Origin of the sequence: Rhodococcus sp. IEGM 1406 (genome assembly GCF_030056745.1) — a bacterium.
GTDB lineage: Bacteria > Actinomycetota > Actinomycetes > Mycobacteriales > Mycobacteriaceae > Rhodococcus_F > Rhodococcus_F erythropolis.
On sequence record NZ_JASHKO010000001.1, the window covers coordinates 282551 to 308268 of the forward strand.

The 25718-nt window shown below is 62.4% G+C and carries 20 protein-coding genes; 7 read left to right on the forward strand and 13 right to left on the reverse strand.

Features of this window, described 5'->3' with window-relative positions:
- The first annotated feature begins 136 nt into the window (after positions 1-136).
- The 3 genes from QM596_RS01350 to QM596_RS01360 all read left to right on the forward strand — a co-directional run bounded on the left by QM596_RS01350 (position 137) and on the right by QM596_RS01360 (position 2811).
- Entirely contained in the window at positions 137-967 is an 831-nt protein-coding gene (locus QM596_RS01350; RefSeq protein ID WP_283307883.1) for a siderophore-interacting protein, read from the forward strand.
- A gap of 74 nt (positions 968-1041) precedes the next feature.
- A complete protein-coding gene (locus QM596_RS01355) occupies positions 1042-2127 on the forward strand; it encodes an ABC transporter substrate-binding protein (RefSeq protein WP_283307884.1) in 1086 nt (361 codons plus the stop codon).
- 222 nt (positions 2128-2349) lie between these two features.
- Positions 2350-2811, forward strand: coding sequence for an Rv1352/Rv1906c domain-containing protein (locus tag QM596_RS01360; protein ID WP_020971217.1), 462 nt, complete (start codon positions 2350-2352; stop codon positions 2809-2811).
- Between the two features lie 89 nt (positions 2812-2900).
- Here QM596_RS01360 and QM596_RS01365 read toward each other — a convergent pair whose 3' ends face one another.
- The 10 genes from QM596_RS01365 to QM596_RS01410 form a co-directional block, all read right to left on the reverse strand.
- Positions 2901-4448: an ABC transporter ATP-binding protein gene (locus tag QM596_RS01365; RefSeq protein WP_283307885.1), complete on the reverse strand. Its 1548-nt coding sequence runs from the start codon at positions 4446-4448 to the stop codon at positions 2901-2903.
- Positions 4448-6079, reverse strand: coding sequence for an ATP-binding cassette domain-containing protein (locus QM596_RS01370; protein WP_283307886.1), 1632 nt, complete (start codon positions 6077-6079; stop codon positions 4448-4450). Before QM596_RS01370 ends, QM596_RS01365 begins: the two co-directional genes overlap by 1 nt.
- Positions 6080-6211: 132 nt before the next feature.
- The gene (locus QM596_RS01375; RefSeq protein ID WP_283307887.1) at positions 6212-7105 is read right to left on the reverse strand and encodes a ChuX/HutX family heme-like substrate-binding protein; all 894 of its coding nucleotides are present in this window, start codon (positions 7103-7105) and stop codon (positions 6212-6214) included.
- Positions 7106-7151: 46 nt separating this feature from the next.
- Positions 7152-8924 carry a sulfite reductase subunit alpha gene (locus tag QM596_RS01380; RefSeq protein ID WP_283307888.1) on the reverse strand — a complete coding sequence of 591 codons (1773 nt, stop codon included), beginning with the start codon at positions 8922-8924 and terminating at the stop codon, positions 7152-7154.
- A 31-nt stretch (positions 8925-8955) separates the two neighbouring features.
- On the reverse strand, positions 8956-14424 hold the full coding sequence (locus QM596_RS01385) for a glutamate synthase-related protein (RefSeq protein WP_283307889.1): 5469 nt from the start codon (positions 14422-14424) through the stop codon (positions 8956-8958).
- A 182-nt stretch (positions 14425-14606) separates the two neighbouring features.
- Positions 14607-15650: a ParB/Srx family N-terminal domain-containing protein gene (locus QM596_RS01390; protein ID WP_283307890.1), complete on the reverse strand. Its 1044-nt coding sequence runs from the start codon at positions 15648-15650 to the stop codon at positions 14607-14609.
- A 168-nt stretch (positions 15651-15818) separates the two neighbouring features.
- The gene (locus tag QM596_RS01395) at positions 15819-16679 is read right to left on the reverse strand and encodes a 3-hydroxyacyl-CoA dehydrogenase (protein ID WP_069145366.1); all 861 of its coding nucleotides are present in this window, start codon (positions 16677-16679) and stop codon (positions 15819-15821) included.
- 9 nt (positions 16680-16688) lie between these two features.
- The gene (locus QM596_RS01400) at positions 16689-17309 is read right to left on the reverse strand and encodes a TetR/AcrR family transcriptional regulator (RefSeq protein WP_021333352.1); all 621 of its coding nucleotides are present in this window, start codon (positions 17307-17309) and stop codon (positions 16689-16691) included.
- Positions 17310-17393: 84 nt separating this feature from the next.
- The gene (locus QM596_RS01405) at positions 17394-17990 is read right to left on the reverse strand and encodes a hypothetical protein (protein ID WP_046379528.1); all 597 of its coding nucleotides are present in this window, start codon (positions 17988-17990) and stop codon (positions 17394-17396) included.
- A gap of 4 nt (positions 17991-17994) precedes the next feature.
- Positions 17995-18453: a hypothetical protein gene (locus QM596_RS01410; protein ID WP_019745870.1), complete on the reverse strand. Its 459-nt coding sequence runs from the start codon at positions 18451-18453 to the stop codon at positions 17995-17997.
- 100 nt (positions 18454-18553) lie between these two features.
- On the opposite strand from QM596_RS01410, the gene pip reads away from it, so the two are divergent.
- Positions 18554-19513, forward strand: a complete 960-nt coding sequence (pip, locus tag QM596_RS01415) for a prolyl aminopeptidase (RefSeq protein ID WP_283307891.1) — start codon at positions 18554-18556, stop codon at positions 19511-19513.
- Here the strand turns inward: pip and QM596_RS01420 are convergent.
- Positions 19501-20103: a TetR/AcrR family transcriptional regulator gene (locus QM596_RS01420; protein WP_020909567.1), complete on the reverse strand. Its 603-nt coding sequence runs from the start codon at positions 20101-20103 to the stop codon at positions 19501-19503. The genes pip and QM596_RS01420 overlap by 13 nt on opposite strands.
- Before the next feature lie 106 nt (positions 20104-20209).
- Here QM596_RS01420 and QM596_RS01425 point away from each other — a divergent pair, with 106 nt between their 5' ends.
- A complete protein-coding gene (locus QM596_RS01425) occupies positions 20210-21289 on the forward strand; it encodes an alpha/beta fold hydrolase (protein WP_283307892.1) in 1080 nt (359 codons plus the stop codon).
- On the opposite strand, the gene QM596_RS01430 is transcribed toward QM596_RS01425, so the two are convergent.
- Positions 21260-22381 carry an endonuclease/exonuclease/phosphatase family protein gene (locus tag QM596_RS01430; protein WP_283307893.1) on the reverse strand — a complete coding sequence of 374 codons (1122 nt, stop codon included), beginning with the start codon at positions 22379-22381 and terminating at the stop codon, positions 21260-21262. The two genes, QM596_RS01425 and QM596_RS01430, sit on opposite strands and share 30 nt — an antisense overlap.
- A 132-nt stretch (positions 22382-22513) precedes the next feature.
- Between QM596_RS01430 and QM596_RS01435 the strand changes: the two genes are divergently transcribed.
- Positions 22514-23806 carry an MFS transporter gene (locus QM596_RS01435; protein ID WP_211918491.1) on the forward strand — a complete coding sequence of 431 codons (1293 nt, stop codon included), beginning with the start codon at positions 22514-22516 and terminating at the stop codon, positions 23804-23806.
- Here QM596_RS01435 and QM596_RS01440 read toward each other — a convergent pair.
- Complete coding sequence (locus QM596_RS01440; RefSeq protein WP_225989364.1) at positions 23781-24794, reverse strand: ABC transporter substrate-binding protein; 1014 nt, start codon at positions 24792-24794, stop codon at positions 23781-23783. The two genes, QM596_RS01435 and QM596_RS01440, sit on opposite strands and share 26 nt — an antisense overlap.
- 88 nt (positions 24795-24882) lie before the next feature.
- On the opposite strand from QM596_RS01440, the gene QM596_RS01445 reads away from it, so the two are divergent.
- A complete protein-coding gene (locus QM596_RS01445; RefSeq protein WP_070385051.1) occupies positions 24883-25710 on the forward strand; it encodes a transglutaminase-like domain-containing protein in 828 nt (275 codons plus the stop codon).
- The last annotated feature ends 8 nt before the right edge of the window (positions 25711-25718 follow it).

Consider the following 25718-nt stretch of genomic DNA (forward strand, 5'->3'; position numbering starts at 1 on the left):
CGACCGATGAGTGTAAAAAGTCGGTACGCACGGATAACCCTAACTGATTAGGGCAGGCTAGCTTTATTTATTGGCCCTCCCGTCGTGATCGAACGTGGGCCGGACCCCCGTCTGTGCGCTTCCGAGGAGACTTTCCGTGCCCCGAAACACCCGTCCGACAACGGCGTACCCCGTTACCTTGCGTGAACTCGAGGTACATCGGGTGACAGAGGTGACGCCGGGCATGCGGAGAGTGACGCTCACCGGAGCCCAACTCGACACCTTCACCAACGCCGACGGAATTGCCGAACCCGCCTTCGCGAGTACGGGCTTCGACGACGACATCCGGTTGCTGTTCACCTACCCCGGCGAATCCGACCCGGTCCTGCCGGTAATGGTCGACGGCAGTGTGACTTTCGCTGCGGGGCGCCGTCCGCTTGCCCGCGCATACACCGTGCGCCGCTACGATCCGCAAACAAGGGAACTCGACGTCGATTTCGTTGTTCACGGCGACGGAGTGGCTACCACCTGGGCGCGGGACGCCAGCCCGGGCGACCGAATGCACATCGCGGGCCCCTCTGTATCGCAGGGACTCCCGGAAGATCACGAGTATCTGCTGGCCGTCGGTGACGAGACCGCGTTGCCGGCGATCGCACGTCTGCTCGAGGAATTGCCCGCCGATGCCAGGGGGCATGTGTTCGTCGAAATTGCGGACTCGGCTCACATCCAATCGGTGCGCGAGTTGTCCGGGGTGAGTGTCACGTGGTTGCCGCGCGAGGGGGTCGAGCCCGGCGCTACTACTTTGTTGCTCGACGCGGTCAGTGCTGCCGAATGGCCTGACGGACGCGTATTCGCTTGGCTTGCAGGCGAACAGGCGACGGTTCGCTCGCTTCGGCGTCATTTGATTCGTGATCGAGGAATTGCGAAGACCCACATCGATTTCACCGGCTACTGGAAACGCGGCGGGGCCGTTCGGGCAGATTCCTGACCTGGCTCCATCGCTCACCCAACACCCTTCACCTCAGCAACACCGAAAGTGCTCGATAACACCGAAAGGCAGAAATGACAGTCCTGCGCACCAGACGATCACGGATCACCGGACTGATCGGGGCCGCGCTCGCCGCAGCGCTCCTCGTAGCCGGGTGCTCGGCCTCGGCCGAAGACTCGAAAACGGCATCCTCTCCCGGTTCGGAGGGGAACGCCCTGCCCGCTGCGGAAGGAACGACCACCTACCCGCTGACCCTGGAATCGCCATACGGTACAAGTATTCTCGAGAAGCGACCGGAGCGGATCGCCGCCATCGTGCCCAATGCCGTCGACACGGAAATGCTCCTCGCGCTCGGCGTCAAACCTGTCCTCTCCTCGTCGATGGTGAAGGAATCGGCTTCCCAGTCGTACTTGTTGCCTTACGACGCAGAGAATCTCGACACCTTCGAGTTCGCGATGGGTGGAACACTTCCCGTCGAAGCGATCGCCGCGAGCGAACCGGACCTCATCGTCGCCGTCGGCTGGGCTGACGGCCTGGGTGGTTTGTCCATGGGTGATTACTACGAGCGTTTGTCCTCCATCGCACCGGTGGTGACGAGCCCCGACACGAAGTCGCGGATGCTCGTGCCGTGGAAGGAGTCGATCCGTGTTCTGGGCGAGACCCTCGATCTCTCGAATACGGCTGAAAAGGTTGTGACAGAACATGATCAGTACTTCTCCAAAGTGCGTGAGGAGAACCCGCAACTCGCGGGTCTGACTGCGACTTGGGCGATCTTCTACGGCACGGGCAATGGGTTGCAGTATCTTTCAGCGCCAGGTTCGGCGCCGGCAACATTCCTGGGTGAGCTTGGTTTTGCCGAGAACCCGCGTGCGAAGGAGTTCGTCACTCAGAGCACGGTCGGAGAGGAACTTCTCGAGAACATCGATGCGGATTTCCTGCTGATCGGTCGCAGTGCCGCCGGCAGCGAAGAGGATTTCGACAAGCTGACCGGCGGGAAGCTCTTCCAAGCACTCGGCGCTGTGTCCTCCGGTCATTGGGTTGGCCTGCCTCCTCGCACCGCCGACGGCGGGGATGTTCTGTGGGCAATCACGAGCGGTGGCCCGATCGGAACGACGTGGGCGGCTGAACATATCGTGCCGCTCATCAGCGCGAAGCTGTAGACGGACAACTGGAGAACGGAAAGCACCCACCCGTCGCCACATGATTGTGTGGCGACGGGTTGTTCGTGTCGCAGTGATAACACGGGGTCGGCGCTGGGCGTGATCGTCGAGGGCTTCGTTCACTGAGGGGTGAAATACTTCACAATTCGGGCAGGTGTGCGCGATCCGACCGGTCGGTCGCCTAAGGTTCGCTGGTCAAGTTTGCGAGTATTGGGAGAGTCAGTGAAGAACAAGTTAGTCGGGTCACTGTTGTGTGCCACAGCATCTGCCGGTTTGATCTTTGTGGGTGGCGGTGTCGCGAACGCGGGCACTTATATCCCCGCTGGTGCTGATGGCACCTACCGTGTCGGCAGCGGCGAAGGCCAGATGCTGCCCGGCCTGTGGAGTACTTCCGGCGGACGGTCCTGCTACTGGGAACGGACGGGCTACGGCCGAGACATCATTCAAAACAACTTCGGCGGTGGACCAGAAACGATAGAAATCATGTGGGGCGACACCAGCTTCACCTCCGACCGATGCGGGGCTTGGGAACGCCACGCTCCAGTTCCCAATCCCATCCCCGGGCTTCCACCCATCGAAGCCGTTGATTACCGAAACATGATGTCGGCGCTCATCCCCTTAGGTATTGGGTCGGCCGCCATCGGCTCGTCAATGCTCCCCGCGCTGGTGCTCACGGGAAGCTGATTCGAAGGACCGGTCGATTTGCAGGGCAGAGGCTTTCGCTGGATCCGCCAGGCCGCGTCGACGCAGGCCTGGCTGTGGGGAACGCTATGTCAGAGCGTGATCGTGCGGGTGGGCTCCCAGATGGCGGGGTCGCGGTGGGTGACGACGAAGACGGTAGCCGCCAATTCCCGCACGGCGCCGGCGATGCGGCGCTCGGTGCCCTCGTCGAGAGCCGAAGTAGCCTCGTCGAGCACCAGGACGGGAGCGTCTTTGAGGAAGGCACGAGCGATCGCCACCCGCTGACGTTCGCCACCGGAGAGAGCGGATCCTTGGTGACCGATGTCCTGATGAATGCCGAGCGTCGAGCGGTCGAGAACGGCGCCGAGGGCAGCGCGCCTGGCGGCGTCCTCGATCTGGGTTTCGGTAGCGCCCGGTCTTCCCAGTCCGATGTTCTCGCCGAGCGTGCCCGAGAACACGAGTGGATCTTGTGGCACGTAGCCGATGTGTGCAGCCAGGTCGTCATATGGCAAGTCGCGCAATGAAACTCCACCCAGAGTGACGCTGCCTTCGTCCGGGTCGTCGAAGCGCATGAGCAGGCCGAGAAGGGTGCTCTTCCCCGTACCTGAGCGCCCTGCGACGAGAACACGCTCCCCGGCGGGGATCTCCGCGTTGATGCCGCGCAGAACCGGAGCGTGGTCCACTCCTACGACCTTGATGCCAGTTCCAACAGGGCGCGCGGCGTCCTGGGACGCGGGCTCGGGTAGTGCGGGAGCCGAAGTCGCGGCCCGATAATCGCGAACCGTTGCACGCAGTTCATTGACTCCGATTCCGGCCAGAGCGAGTTCGTCGAGCGGGGCAGCGGCGCGGGCGGTGAGGATGACGAGCGCGAGAGCGGCTGCGGGATCGTCGAATCCGGTGGCGGCGAGGAAGATCACTGCGCCTGCCAGCGGCACAATGGTGGCGATCGCCGAGATGAATGTCGCTGGTGCCGCGGCGAGATTGGTCCGTGCAAGCGCGGTTTCCTGATCCCGCCAACTTCGCTCGATACGTTCGACGGAACGTGTGGGACCGGCTGCCGTGCGCAGTAATTCGAGATGATCGGTGAGCTCGAGAGTCGACTGCGTTGCTGCGAGTTCGGCCTCGTGCCGGCGCGCGTCCGCTCGGCTGAGAGCGCGTTGGGCGAGCGTCTGAGCCGCGAGCGACACGGCGAGCAGTCCGCCGACGAGCAGCATGACGCCGGGCCCCGCGACGACCGCGATCCCAGGAAGTAGGAGCAGCGGTATCAGTGGCGTAACGAGGAAGGTCTGAAGTTGGTGCGCGGGAACGCTCATCAGTGACGGGATTCCGCGCCCGGCGACGGTGGCGAGCAGCGCCCGGTTGTCGTCGGTGAACCACGACAGCTTGGTGCGGGCGAAGGCGTCGCCGAGCGCATCGTAGAGATCGCCGACGAGTCGAGCCCCGGTGAAGTAACCACCCCGCGAGACCAGGACGGTCACGAAGAGAGCGATTGCGGCCGTGGCCAGCACGAGAACCGGCGACCGGTGATCAGCGATCGAGAGGGCGAGGGTGGTGTACGCGATCGCCTCGAGGACAGCAACGGACACCCAACCGAATCCGATGGTGATCAAGCGGCGACGGGCTGCATTGGCGCTGTTCATTATTCGGCTCCAGTCAGGGCGGCATTACGCGAGGCGGCGTTGTGCGAGTTGGGGCTGTCGAGGTCGAGTCGATCGTCGGCGTCGTCTGCAAGAGCAGGGTCGTGGGTGACGATCACGATCGTCTTTCCTTCGTCGTGCGCGAAGTGGCGCAGTTCCTTCAGCAGTTCGGCCGCTGTCCGATCGTCGAGCGCACTGGTCGGCTCGTCGAGCAGCAGTACTGCTGCGGGCGAGAGGAATACCCGAGCGAGCCCGACTCGCTGACGTTCTCCGCCGGAGAGTGAAGTGGCGTCGGTGTCGAGGCTGATGTCGATCTGTGCCCGGCGTAGTGCGGCGGTGTATTCTGCGTCCGTTGCATCGGGGGCGGCCAGTGCGATGTTCTCGCGCACCGTGGCCGGCAACACGTCTGCGCCCTGGGGTGTGAGCAGAATGGACTGTGGCCGCAGGTTCTCGTCGATCGTGACGACGCTCTGGCCCGCGTAGCGGACGGTACCCAGTTCCGGGATCTCGAAGCCGGCCAGTGCTTTCAGGAGCGTCGACTTGCCCGCTCCACTCGGTCCCGTGATCGCAGTGATCGCGGCTGGGCGGAATGCATGCGTGACGCCGTCGACGACTCTGCGGTCCGCGATCATGACAGTCAGGTCGACGATCTCCAGGCGGTCGGAGGGACTCGACGCCGGAACGGTGAGTGCTTCACCGGCAGGGAGGGTGGGTTCGTCCAGGGCAGCGGCGAGCCGGACTGCAGCAGCGCGTCCAGCCGCGACGTAGTCGAGGCCGTGCCCGAGCCGCAGGGCCGGTGTCACGATTGCGAGGCTGAAGAGAATAGTGGCGGCCAACGTCGTTGCATCCCAGCGATATCCGACGGCATAGGCGATCGCGAACGTCGCCGTCGCCTGCATGAGGGCAACCGCGACGGCCGCGGGGGTAGCCACGAGTCGAACGCGCTCCTGCATTCCCCGGGTGAACCGTGCTGTCGATTCTGCATAGTCGGCGGCAGCGCCGGTCTGCGCGCCGTAGATCCGGCAGACGTGGATACCGCGGGCATAGTCGTCCACGGCGGTCACGATGTCTCCCATGACATCCGCACTTTCGGCGCTGTGCCGAGCGGCCATTCTGGGGATTACGAACAAGTAGAACAGTGCTGCCACGATGCCGGGAGCGAGAGCGAGAAGCGCTACGGGGCCGGCTGAGGCAACCAGTACCGCGATCGTGACCGCCGGGACCACGATCAGTGTCGCGAACTCGGCCGGTAGGTGCGCAGTCATATGGTGCAGCGCCGAGATGTCGTCCGAAACGAGCCTCCTCAGTGCGTCTCCGCTGTAGCGGGACAGCGTGCTTGCGGGCAGTCGAACGAGATGAGCTGCGAGCTGGCGTCGAAGCCTGGCCTCGAAGAGCGACTCGGCGTGATGCGAGAGCCACGACGACGTGGCCGCGAGCGTTACCCCGGTGAGCCACAGCCCACATGCCCACCCGGCCCAAGTCATCGACGGTTCACCGATGAGTTGCACGACGCTCCAGAGCGCACCGAGCGTCGCGACCCCTGACGCTGCCGCCGCGAGCACCCCGGCGGCCAATGCAGGCAGCGCCGGGCGCAAAGCCGGGACCAGCGACGGTTCGACGAGAGGGCGGGGCATGGATAACTCCTTGAATCAGCGTCCGGGTGCAGACACGACAAATGACCGAAACCCAAGGCTAGGCTTCGGTCGTCACGTCCAGTTATCGCGATGCGCCGATTTCTTACACCCGAATGGGTCGTACTTCGGTCTTCAGGATGCGGCCGAAATGGAACTCATGACGTCTTCCCATACGGCCATGACCGCGGATTCGGTTGGGCCAGTCTGAGTGAACACGGCTACGCACTTGCGGCGGAAGTCGTACACCTCGACAGACGTCGTCAAGCCGTGCACTCCGTGGGTGCGGGTCAGCCAACACTCCGAGACGCCGTTCAGATCGATCATCGTTCGGCAGGTGTCCGAGGCTAGAGTCAATGTCCCGCCGAACATGGCTGCGGCGTCGAGATCACCGCGGTGGATCTGCAGGCAGCCGTTGCCGGCGACCACACTCGTGACGGGCAGTTGGTGGTAAGACAGGTGCTCCATCCCGGCAGCCATGAGGTGAGGATCGACTCGCCGGTAGCCGAGGGCACCCAGAGCGACCAAGCCGCTACGACGTTCGCTGCCGCTGTCCGCGAGGATGAAGTCGAGCTGTGCCAGCTGATCGGCCTCGGCCCAGAATGCGGGAGTATTCGATGTCTGGACGGGAGGGCTTGTTTCCCTCACGGTGCTCGGTGCAGTTCGCATCGCTTCGAAGGCGAGACGATCCGAGGTCGGGGTCAAATACGTAGTGTGTGAACTTGATCCGTGGGTATCGAACATCCGAAGCGTCGGGGGCAGGTGCTGTTCTGCGTCAGTGGTCACCACCGAACCGAGGGTAGAAGGGATCAAACGTAGAGAGACGAGTCCGGGCGTGCAGACCAGCGGATCGCCGGGAACTGCTGGAACGGCGTACTTGCCCGAGTCGTTGACAGCCACCGGACCTGCAACGGTGATCGCTACGGCGTCGTCCAAGAGCGGCAACATTTTGCCGACTACCTCAGGTGCGGTGTCGATCAGTCCGCCGCGGAACCCTGGACGCGCAAGCAGTGCGTCCAGGTCCGACATGCGCGCCAAAGCTGCGCAACGGCATTCGCCACGGTGCGGGCACATCTCAGTAGACATCCCGTAGATACCGCTTCGATCGTTTGAGGTTGTTGACGTAATCCTCGGCGGCGTCCGCATCCAACCCACCGTGCTCGGCGACCACCTCGTGCAACGCGTCGTCGACGTCCTTCGCCATCCGGGTTGCGTCGCCGCAGACGTACACGTGCGCACCGTTTTCGAGCCAGTCGAACAAGTCTCGGCCATGCTCGCGCATACGAGTCTGGACGTAGACCTTCTCGGACTGATCACGCGAGAATGCCAGATCGAGACGCGTCAGGACACCGTCACGGGTCAGACCGTTCAACTCGTCCTCGTAGATGAAGTCACTCGACTGATGCTGATCGCCGAAGAAAAGCCAATTCTGCCCCGACGCGTTGCGTGCGCGACGCTCGTGCAGGAAAGCGCGGAAGGGTGCGATACCGGTGCCGGGTCCGATCATCACGACGGGAGCAGTGTCATCGGCAGGTAGGCGGAACGAATTGTTCTTGGAGACAAAAACTCCGACCCGATCTCCCTCGCCGACGCGGTCCGCCAGGTACGTCGAGCAGACGCCGCCGCGGTCCCGCTCGCCCGAGCGGTAGCGCACACTCGCTACCGTCAGATGCACGGTGCCGTCGTGGGCCAGCGGGCTGGAGGAGATCGAATAGACCCGATGTTGCAGCGGGCGCAGAAGTGCAAGCAGATCTTCGGGATTCAATCGAATGCTGTTGTCCAACTGCAGGAGATCGAGAACGTCCTTGCCCCACAGCCACGCATCGAGCGCTTCCCGATCTTCCGTGTCGAGAATGTGCTGCAGTTCGGCGTCGCCGCTGCGTCGGGCGATGTCTTCGATCAAATCGCGCGAGGGAATCGAGATCTCGTAGTCGCTGGTCAACACCTGGTCCAACGGTGCGGACGAGCCGTCTTTCGCGGTGACGACGTAGTCACTGCTCGCACCGAGCTGAAGGATGATCGCCTCGACCAGAGCGGGGTCGTTGATCGGGCGGATGCCCAATCCATCTCCGGCCTCGTAGTCCAGACCGTCCTCGCCGAGCGCAAAGGTGAAGTGGCGGACTTCCTTGGCGGAGTCCTCGCCGGACAACAGTCGGTTGGCGAGGACGGTTGCAGGATAAGGGTTCTTGCGAGTCCACTGGGACTTGGTCTTCGTCGGAGCGGACGTAACCGGCGCGGCAGCGGCTCCCGCATCACCGTCGACACCGGCCACCGCAGCGACGGCCCGAACGATCCACTCGGCAGCAGCATCCTCGTAGTCGACGTCGCAATCGGTGCGGTCGACAACCCGGGTCCCGCCGAGCGCTTCGAAGCGGGCGTCGATGTTCTTTCCCGACTGGCAGTACCCGTCGTAGCTGGTGTCACCGAGTGCGAGTACTCCGAAGTAGAGACCCTCCAGCCGGGGCGCACTCTCGGATTCGACTGCATCCCAGAACAGCTGCGCGTTGTCAGGCATCTCGCCCTCGCCGTAGGTGGAGGTGATGACGAGCACCCGGCGCATGGCGGAAAGTGCATTGATATCCACGGTGTCCAGACCCGCGACAAGTGGTTCGAGACCGTGGGCACGAGCAGCTGCGGCCGCGTCTTCGGCCACGGACTCCGCGTTGCCGGTCTGGCTTCCGTAGAGGATGTGCACTGCCGTGCCGGCAGTTCTCTCCACTGTCGCTGTTGCAGCACCGGTTTGACCGGGCATGACAGTTCGTGAGTGTAGACCGGCCAGGAATCCGGAAAGCCACGCGCGTTGGTCGCCGTTGAACGGTGCGTATTCGGGGATGTACGGGATTTCCATTTTGAAGCTCACCTACGTTCGGGGGAGGAGGTCAGGACACCAGGTCGGGGATCGTGCGCGAAGCGAACAGTTCGTCGAAGTTCGGCAGTGATCCGAGCTTGTCCCGATTCTTGTTGTCTTGAAACAGAATCCAGCCGTACGTCGCCGGGCTGTCCATGGCCAACACGTTGCGCAGGCTCAGCGCCTGCTTGTAGTCGTCGACGCGCTTGGCTGCAATCAACGCAGCCAACTGTTCGTCGTCGTAGCCGGCGAGAATCTCTTTCGAGTACTTGACCAAGTGCTGGACGAGGGCGAAGTCCTCGGTCAGCACCAGGTTTCGGGCCGCCTTCTGCACTGCTGGATCGTCGGGTCCGGACGCACCCGGCGTGCGGGCGGCGGCGAGTTGTTGTGCGAAGTGAAGCACGGTGTACGCACTGAGCAGCGCATACATCGTCGCGGTATCGGTCTCGCCATAGGCGGGGACTGCTCCGTTCAGCGCGGGGCGCCCATCGCGCACTGCGAGTTTGAACGTGCGGACCTGACGTGCTGCGATGGCGGACGCCAATTCTTCGAGAAGCTCTTTGTGCGACTTCGCAGCCAGGATTGCATCGCTGTCCTGGTAAAGCATCAATGCCTTGGGCATGGCGTAGACGAACGAGTGCTGTTCGACTTCCCAGTTCTCGAGCAGTCGGGTTCCGAGTGCGGATCCCGTTGCTTCCACATGCAGTTCGAGCAGGAGTTGTACCGCGTGGTTGTGGACGGCGGCTAGAGGATCGGTCGCAGCGGTGATCGAACCGAGCAGTACGGAATCGGTACTTGCTCGCAGTGCCAGTTCGCCGCGAGGGTCGTACTGGTAGAAGAACCCGCCGCTCATGCCGTTGCCGACACCCTTGCCGAACTCGCCGAGATTCACGACAGCACCGTTGGTCATGTACTCGCCGGCGAAGTCGCCGACACCTTCGACGACAGCACTGGCGCCGGAGTTGCGAACTGCAAAGCGATCGCCTGCTTCACCTTCGACGAACACTCGTCCGCCGGTGGCGCCGAAGAGCGCGAAGTTGCCGATCAACACGTTTCCGCCGGCGTCACTGGAGCCGCCGCCTGGGCTGCGCACGGCAATCACGCCGCCGCTCATGCTCTTTCCCACACCGTCGTTACATGTCCCGGTGTGTTCCAGGTGCATGCCGTCGTTGCAGAATGCGCCGAACGACAGGCCAGCAGATCCGGTCGTCAGGACGCGCACGCTGCCCGGAGCCAGATATCGTCGCCCACGCTCGTCAGTCAGTACCCCCGGAGCGAGAAGGCCGGCCGCTCCGTAGTTGAGTTCGCGTTCGAGGTCGATCGCCAACTGCCCACCGACGCTCTTGTTCCGGTTACCCAGGTGCAGTGCACCTTCGGCGAATTCAGATCCGGACACGGCGACCGAGGCCTCGCCACGGTTGAAGAGCACCGTGCGAACCTCGTCCATGATCTTCTCGTCGAGCGCGTACTCACGCTCGAGGTACACGGGATTGTCGACGGTGATGTTCGGGGCGGACTCGAACATCGCGTCCAGTTTCAGATTGCCGACGATGGACGGGTGATCGAGCAGATGCAGGAGATCAGTTCGACCCCGCGCTTCCTGAAGGGATCGCATTCCCAGATTCGCGAGCAGTTCACGAGTTTCGTGAGCGATGTTGAGAAGGTACTGCGCCATGGCGCGGGGATCGCCGTCGAACAGTTCCGGGTTGGTGGTCAGACCGGCCGGACACTTGATGTTGCAGTTCTTGGCCATGACGCAGCCCATCATCATCAGCGCAGACGTACCGAACTCGAAGCTGTCTGCGCCCAGTAGCGCGGAAGTGATGATGTCGCTGCCGGTCTGATGCGCGCCCGAGCATCGCAGAACGACTTTCTGGCGAAGCCCGTTGGCACACAAAGCTTGATGGACCTCCGCGATACCGACCTCGGCCGCACGACCCGCGTACTTGAGGCTGGTCACCGAAGCGGCGCCGGTGCCACCGGTGTTTCCGGCGACGTTGATGACGTCGGCGCCGGCCTTGGCGACACCGACGGCGATGGTGCCGATTCCTTCCGAGGACACCAACTTCACGATCACCCGGATGCGCGCTGCCTTACAGTCGTGGATGAGCTGAGCGAGGTCCTCGATGGAGTAGGTGTCGTGGTGCGGCGGCGGCGATACCAGTTCGACGCCGGGCGTTCCGCCGCGGGCAGCAGCAATGTCGACGGTGACCTTGGCGGCCGGAAGCTGCCCGCCCTCACCGGGTTTTGCGCCCTGGCCGAGTTTGATCTCGATCTCTTCGAGCATCGGGTCGGCGAGGTATCCCGCCCAGATTCCGAAGCGTCCGGATGCAAACTGCTTGATGCGCGACGCACGAATCGTGTTGTAGCGCGAAAGGTGTTCGCCGCCTTCGCCGCTGTTGGACATCGCGCCGACCATGTTCGTGCCGTGTGCGACGGCTTCGTGCGCCGGAGCGTTCAGTGCGCCATGACTCATGGCACCCGACGCCAACTTCGGGGTGATGTCGCTGGCGCTCTGTACCTCGGAGAGAGGAACACCTGCCGGTGCGACCCTCAGCTTGGACAGGAACTCTGCCCCGATGCCGGTTGCCCTCAGCGCAAGATCCGGTGTGATGGCTTCAATGGTGATATCGGCGGCAAAGGTGGCGCAGAGAGCGTCGCCGAGCGCTTTTGCTCGCGCGCTGTCACCGGCCAGTGGACCGTCCAGGCTAAGCGTGTACCGGTCGTCTGCGGCGGATTCACACTGGACTCCGCGCATCACGATCGTTGTGTTGCCGTGCACCGAGAATCGGCTGATCTGCTCGGCGAACTCGGCTGTCGTGACCGCAAACGTGACGTCGCCGGGAACAGAGATGACGTCGCGCAACGCTGCGGGCCGACGCGATCGTTCCGCGGCCATCACAGTCGAAAAATCACGGTACCCGGTAGTGATGTCGAAGTCGTCGATCTGTTCGGTGGTCAACCGGTCGAAACTCGTTGCCCGGTAGGCCCCGGCATCGAGGCGGAATGCATCGTCGAGTCGCCCGAGCGGAAGCAGGCGTAGAGCATCGAATTGTTCGGTACCTGAGGGACTGTCGAACGCGATCTTCTCTTCGGTGAGTTCGACGTACTTGCGGACTGCGGTGGTACCGAACGAATGCCCCGCGCCGTCTGCGCGCTCCTTGAACAGGCCGAGCAGTGGCAGGTCCTTTTCACCCTCGACTTCACTTGCACGCTCGTGCCACTGCTTCGAGGTCACCGCGACGGTGTCGAAACCGACGCCACCCACCGGTGACTTCATGTTGGGGAACCACTGGCGCAGAACAGGGTCGGACGTATCGAGGAAGTTGGGTTCGAAGAATTCTCCGCCGATGTAGCTCTCGACGGTGCACAGGCCGACGCGTCCCATCGTCTTCATGAGGGACTTCTCGGCAGCCTTCGCGAAGCGTCGGAAGGCGGCATCCGGGTCGGCAGCGAACTTCTCCTCGGCTCGCAACTGAACGGACAAGGGGTAGACAGCGGAAGCACCGAATCCGAGCGCAGCGGCAACGTGGTGCGAGGACTCGATCTGGCCACTCTCCACGATGAGAGAGACACGCAATCGCAGGCCTGCGTCGATGAGGCGTTGGTTCAGTGCTCCGACGACCATGATCGCGGGAAGCGTTGCGCGCTCATGAGATACGTGCCGGTCGGTCAGGACTGCGATTCCGCCCTGTTCGGCCGCGAAGGCGACAACCGCGTCGCCGAGCGCGGTCATCGCGTCAACCATCGCCTGCGCGTCACCCGCGGCGGGGTAGAGCATTTCGAATCGGCGATGCGGGGTGTGCTTCTGTTCGCGGATCTTGAGCATGTCCAGATGCCCGAGGATCGGCGACGAGATGACGATCTGCTTGCCCTGTCCGGCGGTCATCTTCGCGCCCAACGCAACCCGGAGGGTCATGCCATCCGCTTCCCGGATGCTGTCCAGCGGAGGGTTGGTGACCTGCGCGAATCGCTGCGAGAAGTAGCGTGCCACACCGCCTTCACGATCGGAAAACGCGTTGATGGCGTTGCCGTAACCCATGGCCGATACCTTCTCGGCTCCGTGCGTGAGCATCGGATCCATCAGGAATTTGAAACTCTCCTGATCCAGGGAGTACGCCATGTAGCGCTGATGAACCTCGAACATTCCGTTGTAGCGCGTCGGTGAGCTGACCTTCTCCGCAGGTACAGCGGGGATGTCTTCGATCAGGATTCGGGACTGCTCCAGCAGAGACTGGTAGTCACGCTGTGCGGCGATCTTTTCCAGAGCTTCACGGGCAGTGTAGGTATGGCGATCGCGATGATCGAAGTACAGCATTCCGCCGGCCTCGACGCGTCCACGGTGAATCACCGTCTCGGGTGCGAACGCGATCTGTCCGGCTTCGGAGAATGCGCACACGTAGTCGTGTGTCTCGATCGTGCGAAGTGGACGCAGGCCGAGGCGGTCCAGTCGGGCGCCGATGATGGTGCCGTCGCCGAACACCAGCGCTGCCGGTCCGTCGTTCTTCTCCTCGTACAGCGAGAAGTACTCGAACATCGCACGCACTGCGGGGGAGAGAGTGGTGTCGTTTTCCCAGGCAGGGGGCATCATCGAGACCACAGCTGTCACCAAATCGACGCTGTCCTCGATGACGCGTGCTTCCAGAGTCTGATCGAGTCGGCAACTGTCGGACTGACCGGGCGGACGGACGATCGCACGTCGTTTTGCGCTTGCCACCGCTGCTTCGGAGAGCCGATTCTTCTTGTCGGTGTTCAGTTCTCCGTTGTGAGCCATGAATCGGAACGGCTGCGCCATCGTGGGATGCGGGTCCGTGTTGGTCGAGAATCGCGTGTGGAAGTACATCGTGTGGACAGCGTGATCGGGGTCGACCAGGTCGCGGAAGTACGGGATCACTTCGTCGGAGTTCAAGCGGCCCTTGAGAACCTGAGTCCTCGCGCTGAGGGACAGTGGGTACAAACCGCGTAGTGCAGGCGTGTTGTACGCGATTGCCTCGATGGCGAGCAGGGCCTCGTGCACGAGGCGATCGACTACCGCAGGCTCGGGACGCGGAGTGGGGACCTCGAAAATCCACTGCCTGACCGGAAGTTGATGCGCGATCGCGGCCGGCCGAATCGCCGAGTTGTCGACCGGGACGTCGCGCACTGCGAGAGTGGTGAAACCGCGATCGAGAAGTTCACGTTCGACCAGGGCGGCAGCGCGTGCATGCTGGGCGTCGTCGTCCGGAAGGAAGAAGTTGCCGACGCAGAAGCGTCCGGCGCGAAGGTCGGGGCGCCCGGTTACCTTGCGGAAGAACCGGAGGGAGAGGTCCACCGAGACGCCGCCGCCGTCGCCGACGCCCTCGGAGGACATACCGCCGCGGTGCGGAACCGAGCAGAGCGCTTCGCTGCCCTTGATCAGGACATCGTGGGTCTGCACGCCGTCCTTGCGCGTGATGAACCCGACCCCGCAACTGCTCTTGTCATCTGCGGGGTCGTACAAACCGACGATGGACGTGCTCACTGCAGCAACCTTCTCCCTGTCCTGGTTGCCCGGAGATTGATCGACCGGGCAGATACGACGGCATGGTTTCCGTCAGGGCAGGGCGTCGCTGCTTCGATGAAGCGGCACCCGAATGGGATCAGACTACTGAGTAGAGGCTTACCTTAGTCAAGTTTGCTGGGTGTGACTTGGATCCGAGCAGGTCAGAGGGTTGCTTTGTAGGCAAGTGCGTAGGCGATCTTGCCCGGCTTGTCGTCTGTGTACGGCTTCGACAGCTTTCCGAACTCGCCCTTTGACTCCGCTTTGCCGTCGTTCCAGGCCGGCAGGACTCCGAGATCGGTAGCCGTGAACCCGCTGTCGACGACGGCATCGCCCGCCAACGCGGTCTGTGCTTTGGTCACCGACTTCACGGTGGCCAGGTAGCTGGAGAGGTCGTCGCGATTCCAGTTGGTGAGGTCGACGGGCGCGGCGTCGCGGACCCACGCACCCCAGTAGAACTCCTGGAACGGGATCGTACCGGCGGCGAATCCGATGTCGCGGGAGAAGTACATCAGGCTGCGGTACTTGTCGTCGGCGAAGTTGGCCAGGCCGACGCTCTTCGGCAGGGACTGGACCGGTACCTGGTTTCCGTCCACGTCACGCGACCAGACCCACTTGTTCTTTTCCATCTCGGTCCAGAAGGCGCCTTCACTCAGGCCGCTGAGGTTGCCGAGAACCCGCAGTCGCACGTGCAGGTCGGGGCCTCCGTCGGCCGTCTCGATGAAGGACGTGAGGGTGTGGTGACCGTCGGTCAGGTAGAGATCGCCGCGGGGTCCGACGACCACGGTCTTCATGGGCGCGATGCTCTCGGCGGTTTCCTGACCCACTGGAATCTGGCAGGTGAAGGACGACGGGTCCTTCAGCGTCGAGGCGGGAGTAGCGGTCGCAGCCTGGATCTGGCCGTTCGCCTCGCACCAGTCGTCGAACTTCTTGTTGATCGTGTCTTTTCCGAGCGTGTATCGCCCGAGCTTGTAGTACACCTCGTCGTAGCCGAGGGAAGGCTGCGTCGCATGAACGTCGCCGATGCGCACGTCCAGAAGGTCACCTTCTTTGGCGCACAGGTACTCCGAGCCGCCGGCGGAGCCTGAGAACGAACCGGTGGAGATTCCGTCACACGCGAGGGGAGCGGCGACAGCGGCTGTGCTGACCAGTGTTCCGGCGCCGAGCAGTACCAGTGTTGTGAGTGCCGAGATGGCGGAACGACGCATGTGGGGATCTCTCCTGAGGATGGGTTCGCACGTGAAGAAGCTTGCGTCACAATCGCTCAGGGTGGTTTCGGACTTACTGACAACAGACGTCCGCGCGGTGGCTACCACGTGAATTCACGTCGTAGCCACCGCGCGGTGAGCCTGTTGGTTGATCAGCCCTGCAGTTGATCAGCCTTTGTAGTTGTAGAAGCCCTCGCCGACAGCGACGCCGAGCTTGCCTTCGTCGATGTAGTTCTTCTTGATGTAGTCGGCGAACGCGCGCTGCTTCTCGCCGCCCTGGGAGGAGATGTTGTAGACAGTGGTCAACCCGACGACATCCATGATCTGGAAGGGGCCGAACGGGGCTCCGGTGCCGATACGCCACGTCTTGTCGACCATGTCGGGATCGGCGATGCCGTCGATCAGCAGGTCGGATGCTGCATTGAGGAGCGGGACCAGGAGCGAGTTGAGTACGTAGCCCGCCTTCTCCTTCTTGAGTTCGATCGGCACCATGCCGATGTTCTTCGCGAATTCGACGACCTCGCGGTACACGGCGGGGTCGGTGGACTCGGTGCCCATGACCTCGGCAGTGTTGTTGACCCACACGTGATTTGCGAAGTGCAGTGCGAGGAACTTCTCGGGGCGGCCGGTGAACTCCTTGAGGTCGCTCGGCAGAAGCGTCGAGGAGTTGGTTGCGAACACCGTGTGCTCCGGAGCTACTGCGGCGAGCTTCTCGTAGGTGTCGCGCTTGATGGCGATGTCCTCGGGAATTGCCTCGATGACAAGATCGGCCTTGGTCACGGCTTCGGCGAGGTCGTACGAGTACGTAATACGTTGTAGCGCTTCGTCGGCCTTGCCTTCCTTGGCGCCCTCGACGTTTTCGGCCTTGTAGGCCGCGGCCAACGAGTCGAACCGAGCCTTGGCCTTCTCGATGACCTCGGCGTTGATGTCGTACGCGACGACGTCGAATCCGTGATAGGCGGTCTGATAGGCGATCTGCGAGCCGAGAACTCCGGTACCCAGAACGGTGATCTGCTTCAGTTCAGTCATTTTCGATCCTCAATCCTTTTCGGTGGGTAGTCCGGCAAGCGTCAATCGAACTTGTGCGGCAACGATGTTCGTGAGTTCGTCAGCCGTGATCCGGTCCAATGCCGCGCGGGCTATTTCGAAGTGCAGCACGTTGGAAATCGTTCGCGCTGCAGTGATGGTTCGGGTGGTGTGGTTGGGGTGCCCCTCGAGCAAGATTTGCGCAATCCGCGTTTGCAGGCGCTGCGAGAGTTCCAGACCTTCGGCCCGGAAACATTCGCTGGGCTCGCCGAACAACACTTCGCGTTGGTAGATACCGGTGTTCTCGTCGTTTCGGCGACTCGCGATCAGCAGGGGTGAAACCAGCTCGAGTACACGATCTTCTGTGCCCGTCGATTTGGCCTCACGCTCTTCTCCCAGTTCGATCTGCTTGCGGTACTCCGCGTTGTACACCATGAGCAGTAGCTCGGCTTTGCTTGCGGCGTAACGAAAGAGGGTGCCACCGGCTACATCGGCGCGATCGGCAATTTCTTGAGTTGTGACTGCGCTGTAGCCCTTTTCCGCGAACAGTTCGGCCGCGGCGTCGAAGATGCGTGTCTGCTTCTCGAGTTTGTTGCGTTCACGACGACCCAACTCTTGGTCCGATTTCGTCATCCCGCTCACCTCGTCTCATTTCGGATCACGCTCATAAATGAGTCTACTCCGAAATATGGAGAGGGTGGGGTCTCCTCCGTCACATCACCGCAGTCCGCTGACCCAACCGGCGAACACGTCGGAGAACACGTCTGCTTCGCACGCATGCGCCGATTCGGGGTAGGCACATTCGGGGTATCCGGCGACGACGGCGGCAAGTTCGGCATTGCAACACTGCGCCAAAAGGCCGCGCAGGAGGTCCGCGGCCGACCAGCCGGCGATGGATGCTGCTGGGATCCCCTCTTCCTCGTACACCTTCACCAGATCGTCATGCCTCCAGGACAATTCCTCGGCCACCAGTGCATCGGGGTTGAAAGACATGGCGCGGTCGAGTGATCCGCGCAGAAGCGAATGTGGATCGTCCTCACCGCGCAGCCTGCTCGCGAGGTCGGCCGGTGCCTTCTGCATGACGAACATCCAGGGTTTGCCGTCGGGAAAGACTCCGCCGAAGCCTGCCACGTTGAATGGCAGGTGACTACTGAGAAAATCTGTCTCCACGTCGACGTGCTGATCGTCTCCGAGGTGAATGAAGTGGCCGGACGCGATCTCCTCTCCGGTTGAAGGCTCGGCCCACGTGTTGTTCCACAGGTCGGTCATCCGACTGCCGTCGGGAAAATCGAGAACCTCGAAGAGGAAACCCATGTCGTCACCACTCTCCGTCGAAGTGGGTGGTTACTCCACCGGTGAGTCGAGAAACCGTTTGAGCCGAGGTCGCGAGGACGACTCGGCTTGTCTCGAAGGTCATCTCGTCGCGTTCGGTGTCCTCCGATTCGGGATCCTCGGCGAGTGAGAAGTCGAGTTCCACCTCTCGATCGGTGCTGGAACAGACCGAGATCATCAGTCCGAGTCGTTCGTCGGTGAACGCCGGAAGCGATTTCTCGGGATGAAAGTCTGCGGCCGCGTGAAAGAAGAACGCCGCCAGCCGTTCGACAAATCCTTCGTCGGTGTGTCTGCTGAGATACTGATTGAACCGATCGGGGCTGAGCAGGCCTACGTCGAAAACGAGTGTGGGTACGTCGGATTCGAAGACAGCGGCGGGTACCGCATGACTGCGAAGGAATACCGCGGCGCCGCCGTACCCCGGCAACCTGAACCCATCACGCATCTGGTGTACTCCCGTCGCAGAGGTGTCCTGTCCACGCTAGGCCATAGCCCGGACGCGTGCTGCTTACCGGACACGTCGGTTGATGGAAGAATTACCGCCTATGAGCGCTGTCCTGTACCCGCCCGTCGAACCGTACGAGTCGGGACTGTTGGAAGTGCCCGATGGTCAGAGCCTCTACTGGGAGACCGTCGGTAACCCGGCCGGCGTCCCGGTTCTCTATCTCCACGGTGGCCCCGGTTCCGGGTGCACTGTCGGTGCCAGGCGTTTTTTCGATCCCGAAACCTTTCGCGCAGTTCTGTTCGATCAACGAGGCTGTGGGCGCAGCCTTCCTCTCGCGAGTAGCCCGGACGTCGATCTCACCGTGAACACGACGGCGCACATCCTCGACGACATCGAGCGTCTTCGTGAACATCTCGGTATCGAACGATGGATCGTTTCCGGCCTTTCTTGGGGCGTCAGTTTGGGTCTGGTGTACGCCCAAGCGTTTCCCGAGCGGGTGATCGCGATGGCTTTGGGCGCGATCACCGGCGGGACGAGAGTGGAAATCGAATGGATCACCCGTGCCATGGGCAGGATATTTCCGCGTGAATGGGAAGAGTTCGTCGCGCCGCTGCCGGTGGAAGAGCGTGACGGGAACCTCCCCGCGGCATACGCGCGACTGCTCGCCGATCCGGATCCTGTTGTGCGGGAAAATGCTGCGGTGCAGTGGTGCCGCTGGGAAGACGTACATGTGTCGCTGATGCCAGGGTGGACTCCGAGTGTTCGATACCAGAATCCGGACTTCCGTCGGGTGATGACCAGGCTGGTCACGCACTACTGGGCCAACGATTGCTTCCTCGCGCCGAATCAGATCCTGGACGGAATGGACCGTCTCGCCGAGATTCCGGCGATTCTCGTGCACGGCCGGTATGACATTTCCGGACCACTCGACACTGCCTCGGCGATCCACCAGCGTTGGCCGGGCAGTGAGTTGGTGGTGCTCGACGACGCCGGGCATGGCGGGGGTGGATTCAACGAGGCAATCGTGGAAGCGCTGAATTCACTGGCTCATTCGGTCTGATCGAGTGCTCCGGCGTGCGCCGCAGCGAGCGCGCCGGCAGCAGCGCGATCGGCAACCGACTGGTCGACAGGTAGATCGGCGACCAACAGGCGATAGTAGATGGGCGCGGCGACGGCCGCCAGAAGATCAGCAGCTGAGACCTTCTCGGAGATTTCCCCGCGTTCGACTGCTCGGCGGACCACGATGTCGGCCAGTTCGTAACGTGCGGAATAGAACTCGCGCTTGAGTCTCGCCACTTCTGGCGTACGAACCGCGTCCGAGAACAGTGCAGCCACCAACGCGCCGCCCGACTCGCTTGTCACCAGTGCGACTATCGATCTGGCCATCTCGCGCAGGTCGGATTCGATGGAACCGGTATCCGGGATGGGGACGGTGGTTGCCGATACCTCGACGGCCGCGTCGGCCACCAGTTGGGACAGCGTGCTCCATCGCCGGTAGATCGTGGTCTTGTGGACTCCGGAACGGGCGGCTATGTCCTCGATGGTGATCGCTGCAAATCCGCGTTCGGACAGTTCGGCCGCGGTGGCCGCCAGGACGGCCTCGCGCACCCTGGCGCTACGCCCTCCGGGCCGTTGTGGTGTCGAGGTCATGGGTCAACCTTATCGCAACAAGGTGTTGTGTTAGCTGGAGACACGTGGTTCACTGAGCTAATGCAACTGATCGTTGCGTTAGAGATGAATTGAGGGGTGTTTTCCCATGTCATACGAATTTCCTGTCGATCACCGAGGCCTCTTCGAAGAGCGCACAGGACAGTTTCTGAGCTTCGGGCTCCCCGTCTCGGATCTCGAGGAACTGCGCGCGTCCATCAACTCGACCTGGGCCGACGCGCCGGGTGGTTGGTCGTACGAGTGGTCGGCGTTGGCGGCGAAGTACTCCGCGGCCGGCAATCATTCCCTGGCAGCGATGATCTACGGAATCGCCAAGTTCCCGGTGCTGGCCAACGAATCCCGTCGACGGGCTCTGCGCAATCAGGTGGACGAATACGTCAAGGCAGCACCAGGATTCGGGCTCGAGTTCGAGCGTCGAATCCTCGCCCTGCCCTACCGAAACGGCGAGATCGAGCTACCGGTACACATCCTCTCGGCGGACGGACGGTACGAAGACGCACCCGTCCTGTTGCTCAGCGGAGGCGTCGACGGCTGGAAGATGGACATGCATCCGTTGGCCAGCGCGTTCGCGACGAACGCCGGGGTGACGGTTGTTGCTTTCGATCAGCCGGGAACTGGTGAATCACCCGTTCCTCTCGATGCTTTCGGCGACGAGGTGATCGACGGGCTCGTATCGACGGCTCGCGCTCTCGGCAACGGGCAGGTGGCGCACCTGGGAGTCTCCTTCGGCGGCAACTTCGCCGTGCGCTCGGGGTTGACCGGCGCCGTCGATGCGGTGATCAACATCGGCGCCCCGGTCAAGGGTGCGTTCGAGACCGCGAATGCCGAGCGCCTGGTCTACGGCATGGGCGACATCGTCGGAAACGCACTGGGTTTCGATGCCCCGGCAACCAAAGAGGCGCTGGTACAGGGTCTCCGTGCGTTCGATCGCAGTGTCTTGATGACCGCCGACGACGGCCGGACCCCGATGCTTGTGGTCAACGGGGCCGACGACGTTCACATCCCGCTCTCGGACACAACACTCTTCGAAGAGCGCCCGAACACGCAGGTACACATCATCCCGGATGCGGGGCACTGCGCAGTGACCAAGCTGCCCGAGTTGACGCCGATGATGATCGACTGGCTACGAGATGCCCTGTCAGGAACCGCTCCACGAACCGGTAGATGATCCGCCGCCGAAGCTGGCAAAACGATACGTCGCAAGAACGGCCTTGTGATCGGTCGGCCACGGCGTCGGTGAAGCGATGAAGTTGTCCTGGGAGTTCTCCTCCACTCTTTTGTTGTGCACGATCGTCTTTCGGGGTCCGATGATTCCCACAGATCCCAACTTCAGGTCGGAAGCGCGGTCGGCGAAGATGTAGTCGATCCGATCGCGTTCGTCTGCCTCGGGTGCCCAGGTGAGCTGTGAGGTGTCGACGTCGGGATTGTCGGACGGCCAGGTGAAGCCCGGGTGTGTAGCCGGGTTCGGGTACTTGCTGCGGTATGCATCGACAAATCCGGCTTGGTCGAGCAGACGAGTGGATTCCCACGGAATGACGACACCGTTGTGGTCGAACAGATTTCGCGTGCCGTCGGTCCAGTCCAGGGCCGACGGTTCGTTGAAATCGCCGCCGAGGATGACGGACCTGCCCTTCGCCCGTTCTGCGGCCGCATCGTCGATGAACGTCGAAATTGCCAGGGGTCGTCTCGAATTGACGTTCACACGCTGAACCGTCTCGGGGTCCGTGATCGGACCGGACGGCATCTTGTTCCAGCCGAACTCGGAGAACTCTCCAGGCTTGGGAACACCCGCGCCGTATCCGCGCGGTAGATAGGTTGCGTAGGACGTGTAGGCCAGATGTGCCGAGTAAGCAGCGATTTGTTTGCCGTCGACCGTCACGACTGCCTTGATCATCGAGTTCAGGTCGGCTGTTTCCTCGATCGGAAACTTGGAGAGAATCCCCACGTCGGAGGACGCTGCTCCGTAGAAGGTGGTTCCTGATTTGGTCAGCATGTCGGCCAATACAGTTGTCGCAGTGCCGGCTTCCGACAGGAGAACTATCGACGCCTGGGTCGAGATGATCATGTCGGCGATCAGCTGCAGGCCACCGTTGATCTTGGTTCCGCCGTGCCAGGTATTGAGGGAGAGCACTTTGACCTCCTGCGCGGGGTTCGCCCCCGCGACGGAGGTATTGGCACCCAAGGTAAATGCGCTTGCGGTGACTGTCCCTGCGGCTACCGCCATCGCCTTGACCATCTGGCGGCGCGTCAATCCATTCATCAGATCCCGGCTCTCGTTGTCGTGTGCTCGAACCCCCGGAAGATGATTACCATCGCTACCTAAACGGACAGTTAACCAATTGCAAAATGGCAGATTTCCACAGAACGCCGCGCGGGCAATAGTCTTCTGGTCGTGGTACTCAGTGAGCGTTTCCCCGGTAACAAGACCTTCGCGAAGGTTCGTGTCCTGCCGCCGGTGGTGAAGTTGCTCCTACTTTCGATGGTGCTGTTCAACATCGGGTTCTATCTGGTTGTCCCCTTTCTCGCGGTGCACCTTTCGGAGGACCTCGGATTCGCGGCCTGGATTGTCGGCCTGGTCCTCGGACTCCGGATGTTCAGTCAGCAGGGCATGTTCTTCATCGGTGGAAGCCTCGCCGACAGGTTCGGCAAGCGTCCGATCATCCTGCTGGGCATCGCAGTTCGCGTGGTCGGCTTCCTGATGCTCGGATTGGCCGAGAGTATGGCGGCGGTGATCGTCGGTGTGCTTCTGGTCGGGTTCGCCGCGGCTCTGTTCGCGCCAGCAGTGGAGTCGGCCAACGCCGAATACGGACGCGAACTCGAGACCTCAGGAGTCATGCGTCGTACGGATCTGTTTGCAGTGGAACAGATGTGCAGTCGTCTGGGAACCGTGATCGGTCCGGCATTGGGTGCTGCTCTGTTGATGTTTCCGTTCTCGTGGACGGCGTCGAGCGCGGCGTTGCTGTTCGCGATCATGTGGGTCGGGTTCTTCGTCTGGTTCCCGCGGCCGGGCGATGCCCACGACGGCCCGGTGTCGACCTATACGCTGCGCGACGTCTGGCGAAGCGTGCTGACCAACAACAACTTTCTGCTCTTCGCGACGCTCTGCAGTTTTCAGCTGGTTGCGTACAGCCAGCTGTACCTGATGCTGCCGGAACAGCTCGAGCGCGGTATCGGTTCACAGTCGGCGCTGGGATGGTTCTACGTGGGTGCAGCGGTGTTGGTGATCGTCGGGCAGGGACCGACGGTCGCGGTTGCCCACCGCATCGGGCATCGACGCGCGATCACCTTCGGGCTTGTGCTCATTTCGGTGTCGTTCCTGGTTCCGCTGGTCACCGGCGTCGAATTCGTAGCTTCGGCGTCGACGCAGATAGTCGGTCTGGCGGTGTGGATCGGGCTGCTGCACCTGGGACAGATGTTGATGGTGCCGCCGATGCGAGACACCATTGCCATCCTCGGTCGTGAAAGCAACCTCGGAGCGCACTTCGGCATGCTCAACACGATCGGCGGTCTGCTCGCGCTCCTGGGAACCGTGGGAGTCGGATTCGTGTACGACCTAGTCGACAACGGCCACGCAGCGCCGGCGTCACCATGGGTGATCGTTTCGGTCTGCGTGGCCGTGTCGGCTGTGGTGTTGTGGGTGTGGTCCGGTCGAACGAAGGTTATCGACCCGCGATCGTCTGATTGATCTTTGCTACAAAATCTTCCAGCACAAACGGAATGGTGAGCGGGTTCGGCATGGACACCGCGTCACTGACGATGGGGTCCAAGCTGATCAGGCCGCCGGTCTTGACCACGTTCAGATTGGTGAACGCCGGCTGCGTCTCCATCTCGGGGCGAGCCTTTTCGTAGTTGTCGAAGAGCAGGTAGTCGCACTCGAGGAGGTCGTAGTTCTCGGCGGAGATCTCGTAGTTCAGCTTGCCCGCGAACCGATCCTTCAGTGCGGCAGGAGCCGTGAATCCCAATTGCGTGAGCAGCTGAGCGCGCGCTGCCTCGGGGCTGAACGCTCGCAGATTTCCGTCGCTCCAGCGAATGACGAGAGCTGCTGTCTTGCCTTCGAACTGGGGGTTCTCCGCGCGGGTGCGAACGATGAGGTCTTCGACTTCCTGGACCTCCTGCTTTGCCTGCGCGGGAACGCCCACAGCCGTACCGATGCGGGTCGTGACTTCCTGCCAGGGCAGAACCCAATCCGTCTGATCGGCGGCGTGAAGCACAGTCGGCGCGATGGCGCTGAGCTGCTTGTACAGATCCTCGTCGATCGCGTTGTTGACGGCGATGATCAGGTCAGGCGCTGCTGCCACGATCGTTTCGATGTCGAAATCGGTGGTGGCGTTGGCCAGTGGTGTCGGCTCGGCGCCCTGGACTGCCGAGTCGGCCCAGACGCCGATTCCGTCGTCGGTCGATCCCTTCCACACCGGGACCAGGACGGGAGTCAGCCCGAGGGAAAGCAGAACGTCTGCGTCGCCGATACCGACCGCTGCGATGCGGCTGGGTGCCTGCCCGATGGTGGTGGAGCCGAACTTGTGGTCGATCGTCACTGGGAAGGCGTTGGCCTCGGCGTGAGCACCTTCGGTGCCGGGAGTGGATTCGTCCTTCGCGCTGTCGCCGCAGGCAGCAAGGGCAAAACCTGCCGCTGTGGCGAAGGTGACGGACAGCATGGCACGGCGGCTCAACATTGGGTTCACAGCAACCTCGGGTTTCATGGTTATGGGACCCTAACCATAGTGGAGCGGCAGTGTCGGCAGTGTTTGTTAGTCTCCGCCCATGACGGCGGTTCTCGACTACACATCAGCAGGACCGTTCACCCGCATCGACGGAGTGGACCCGCTCGCCCTCGAGTCGCTCCCCACCGACCCCGTGCAAATATGCCGGGTAGTGCCATACCTGGTGGTCCAACCCACCGATGCACGGTCGCTGAATCTGCCTGCCGACCGATTCGACGAAAACCAGATCCGGCCGGCAAGCGTTCTGCTCCAACGCTTGCTTGCGCTCGATCCGGCACCGGTGACCTCCGCCCGAGAACCCGACAAGCGGCTCGTCGGAACCTGTCGGCACTTTGCTGTTTTGAGTTGTGCGTTTCTGCGCCACCGCGGAATTGCCGCTCGCGTCCGCTGTGGTTTTGCCACCTACTTTCAACCGGGACAGGGCGTGGACCACTGGATTACCGAGTACTGGGACGACGCCGGCAAGCGGTGGATCCGCATCGACTCGGAGATCCTCGGACAGAACGTCCTTCCTCACGCCCATAACCTGCAGCCGGGAGAATTCCTCAGTGGTGGTGAGGCGTGGCTGGCGTATCGACGCGGCGAGATCGACGGGTCCCAGTTCGGGGTGTACGGCACCCAGAACTGGGGGCCGGCCGAGATCCGCGGCAACGCAGTGAAGGATCTTGCCGCGATGAACAAGGTCGAAACCCTGCCGTGGGACGAGTGGGGTCGTATGACGGACGCCTACGACGGAAAGACCGGCGCCGACTACGACCTACTGCTCGACGATATAGCCGAGGTGTGCGCCGGCGACGATCCAGTTGCCGTGCGAGCGCTGTACGAGCACGAGGATTTGTGCGTGCCGGACAACCTGATTCGTTTCTGAGATGCTGG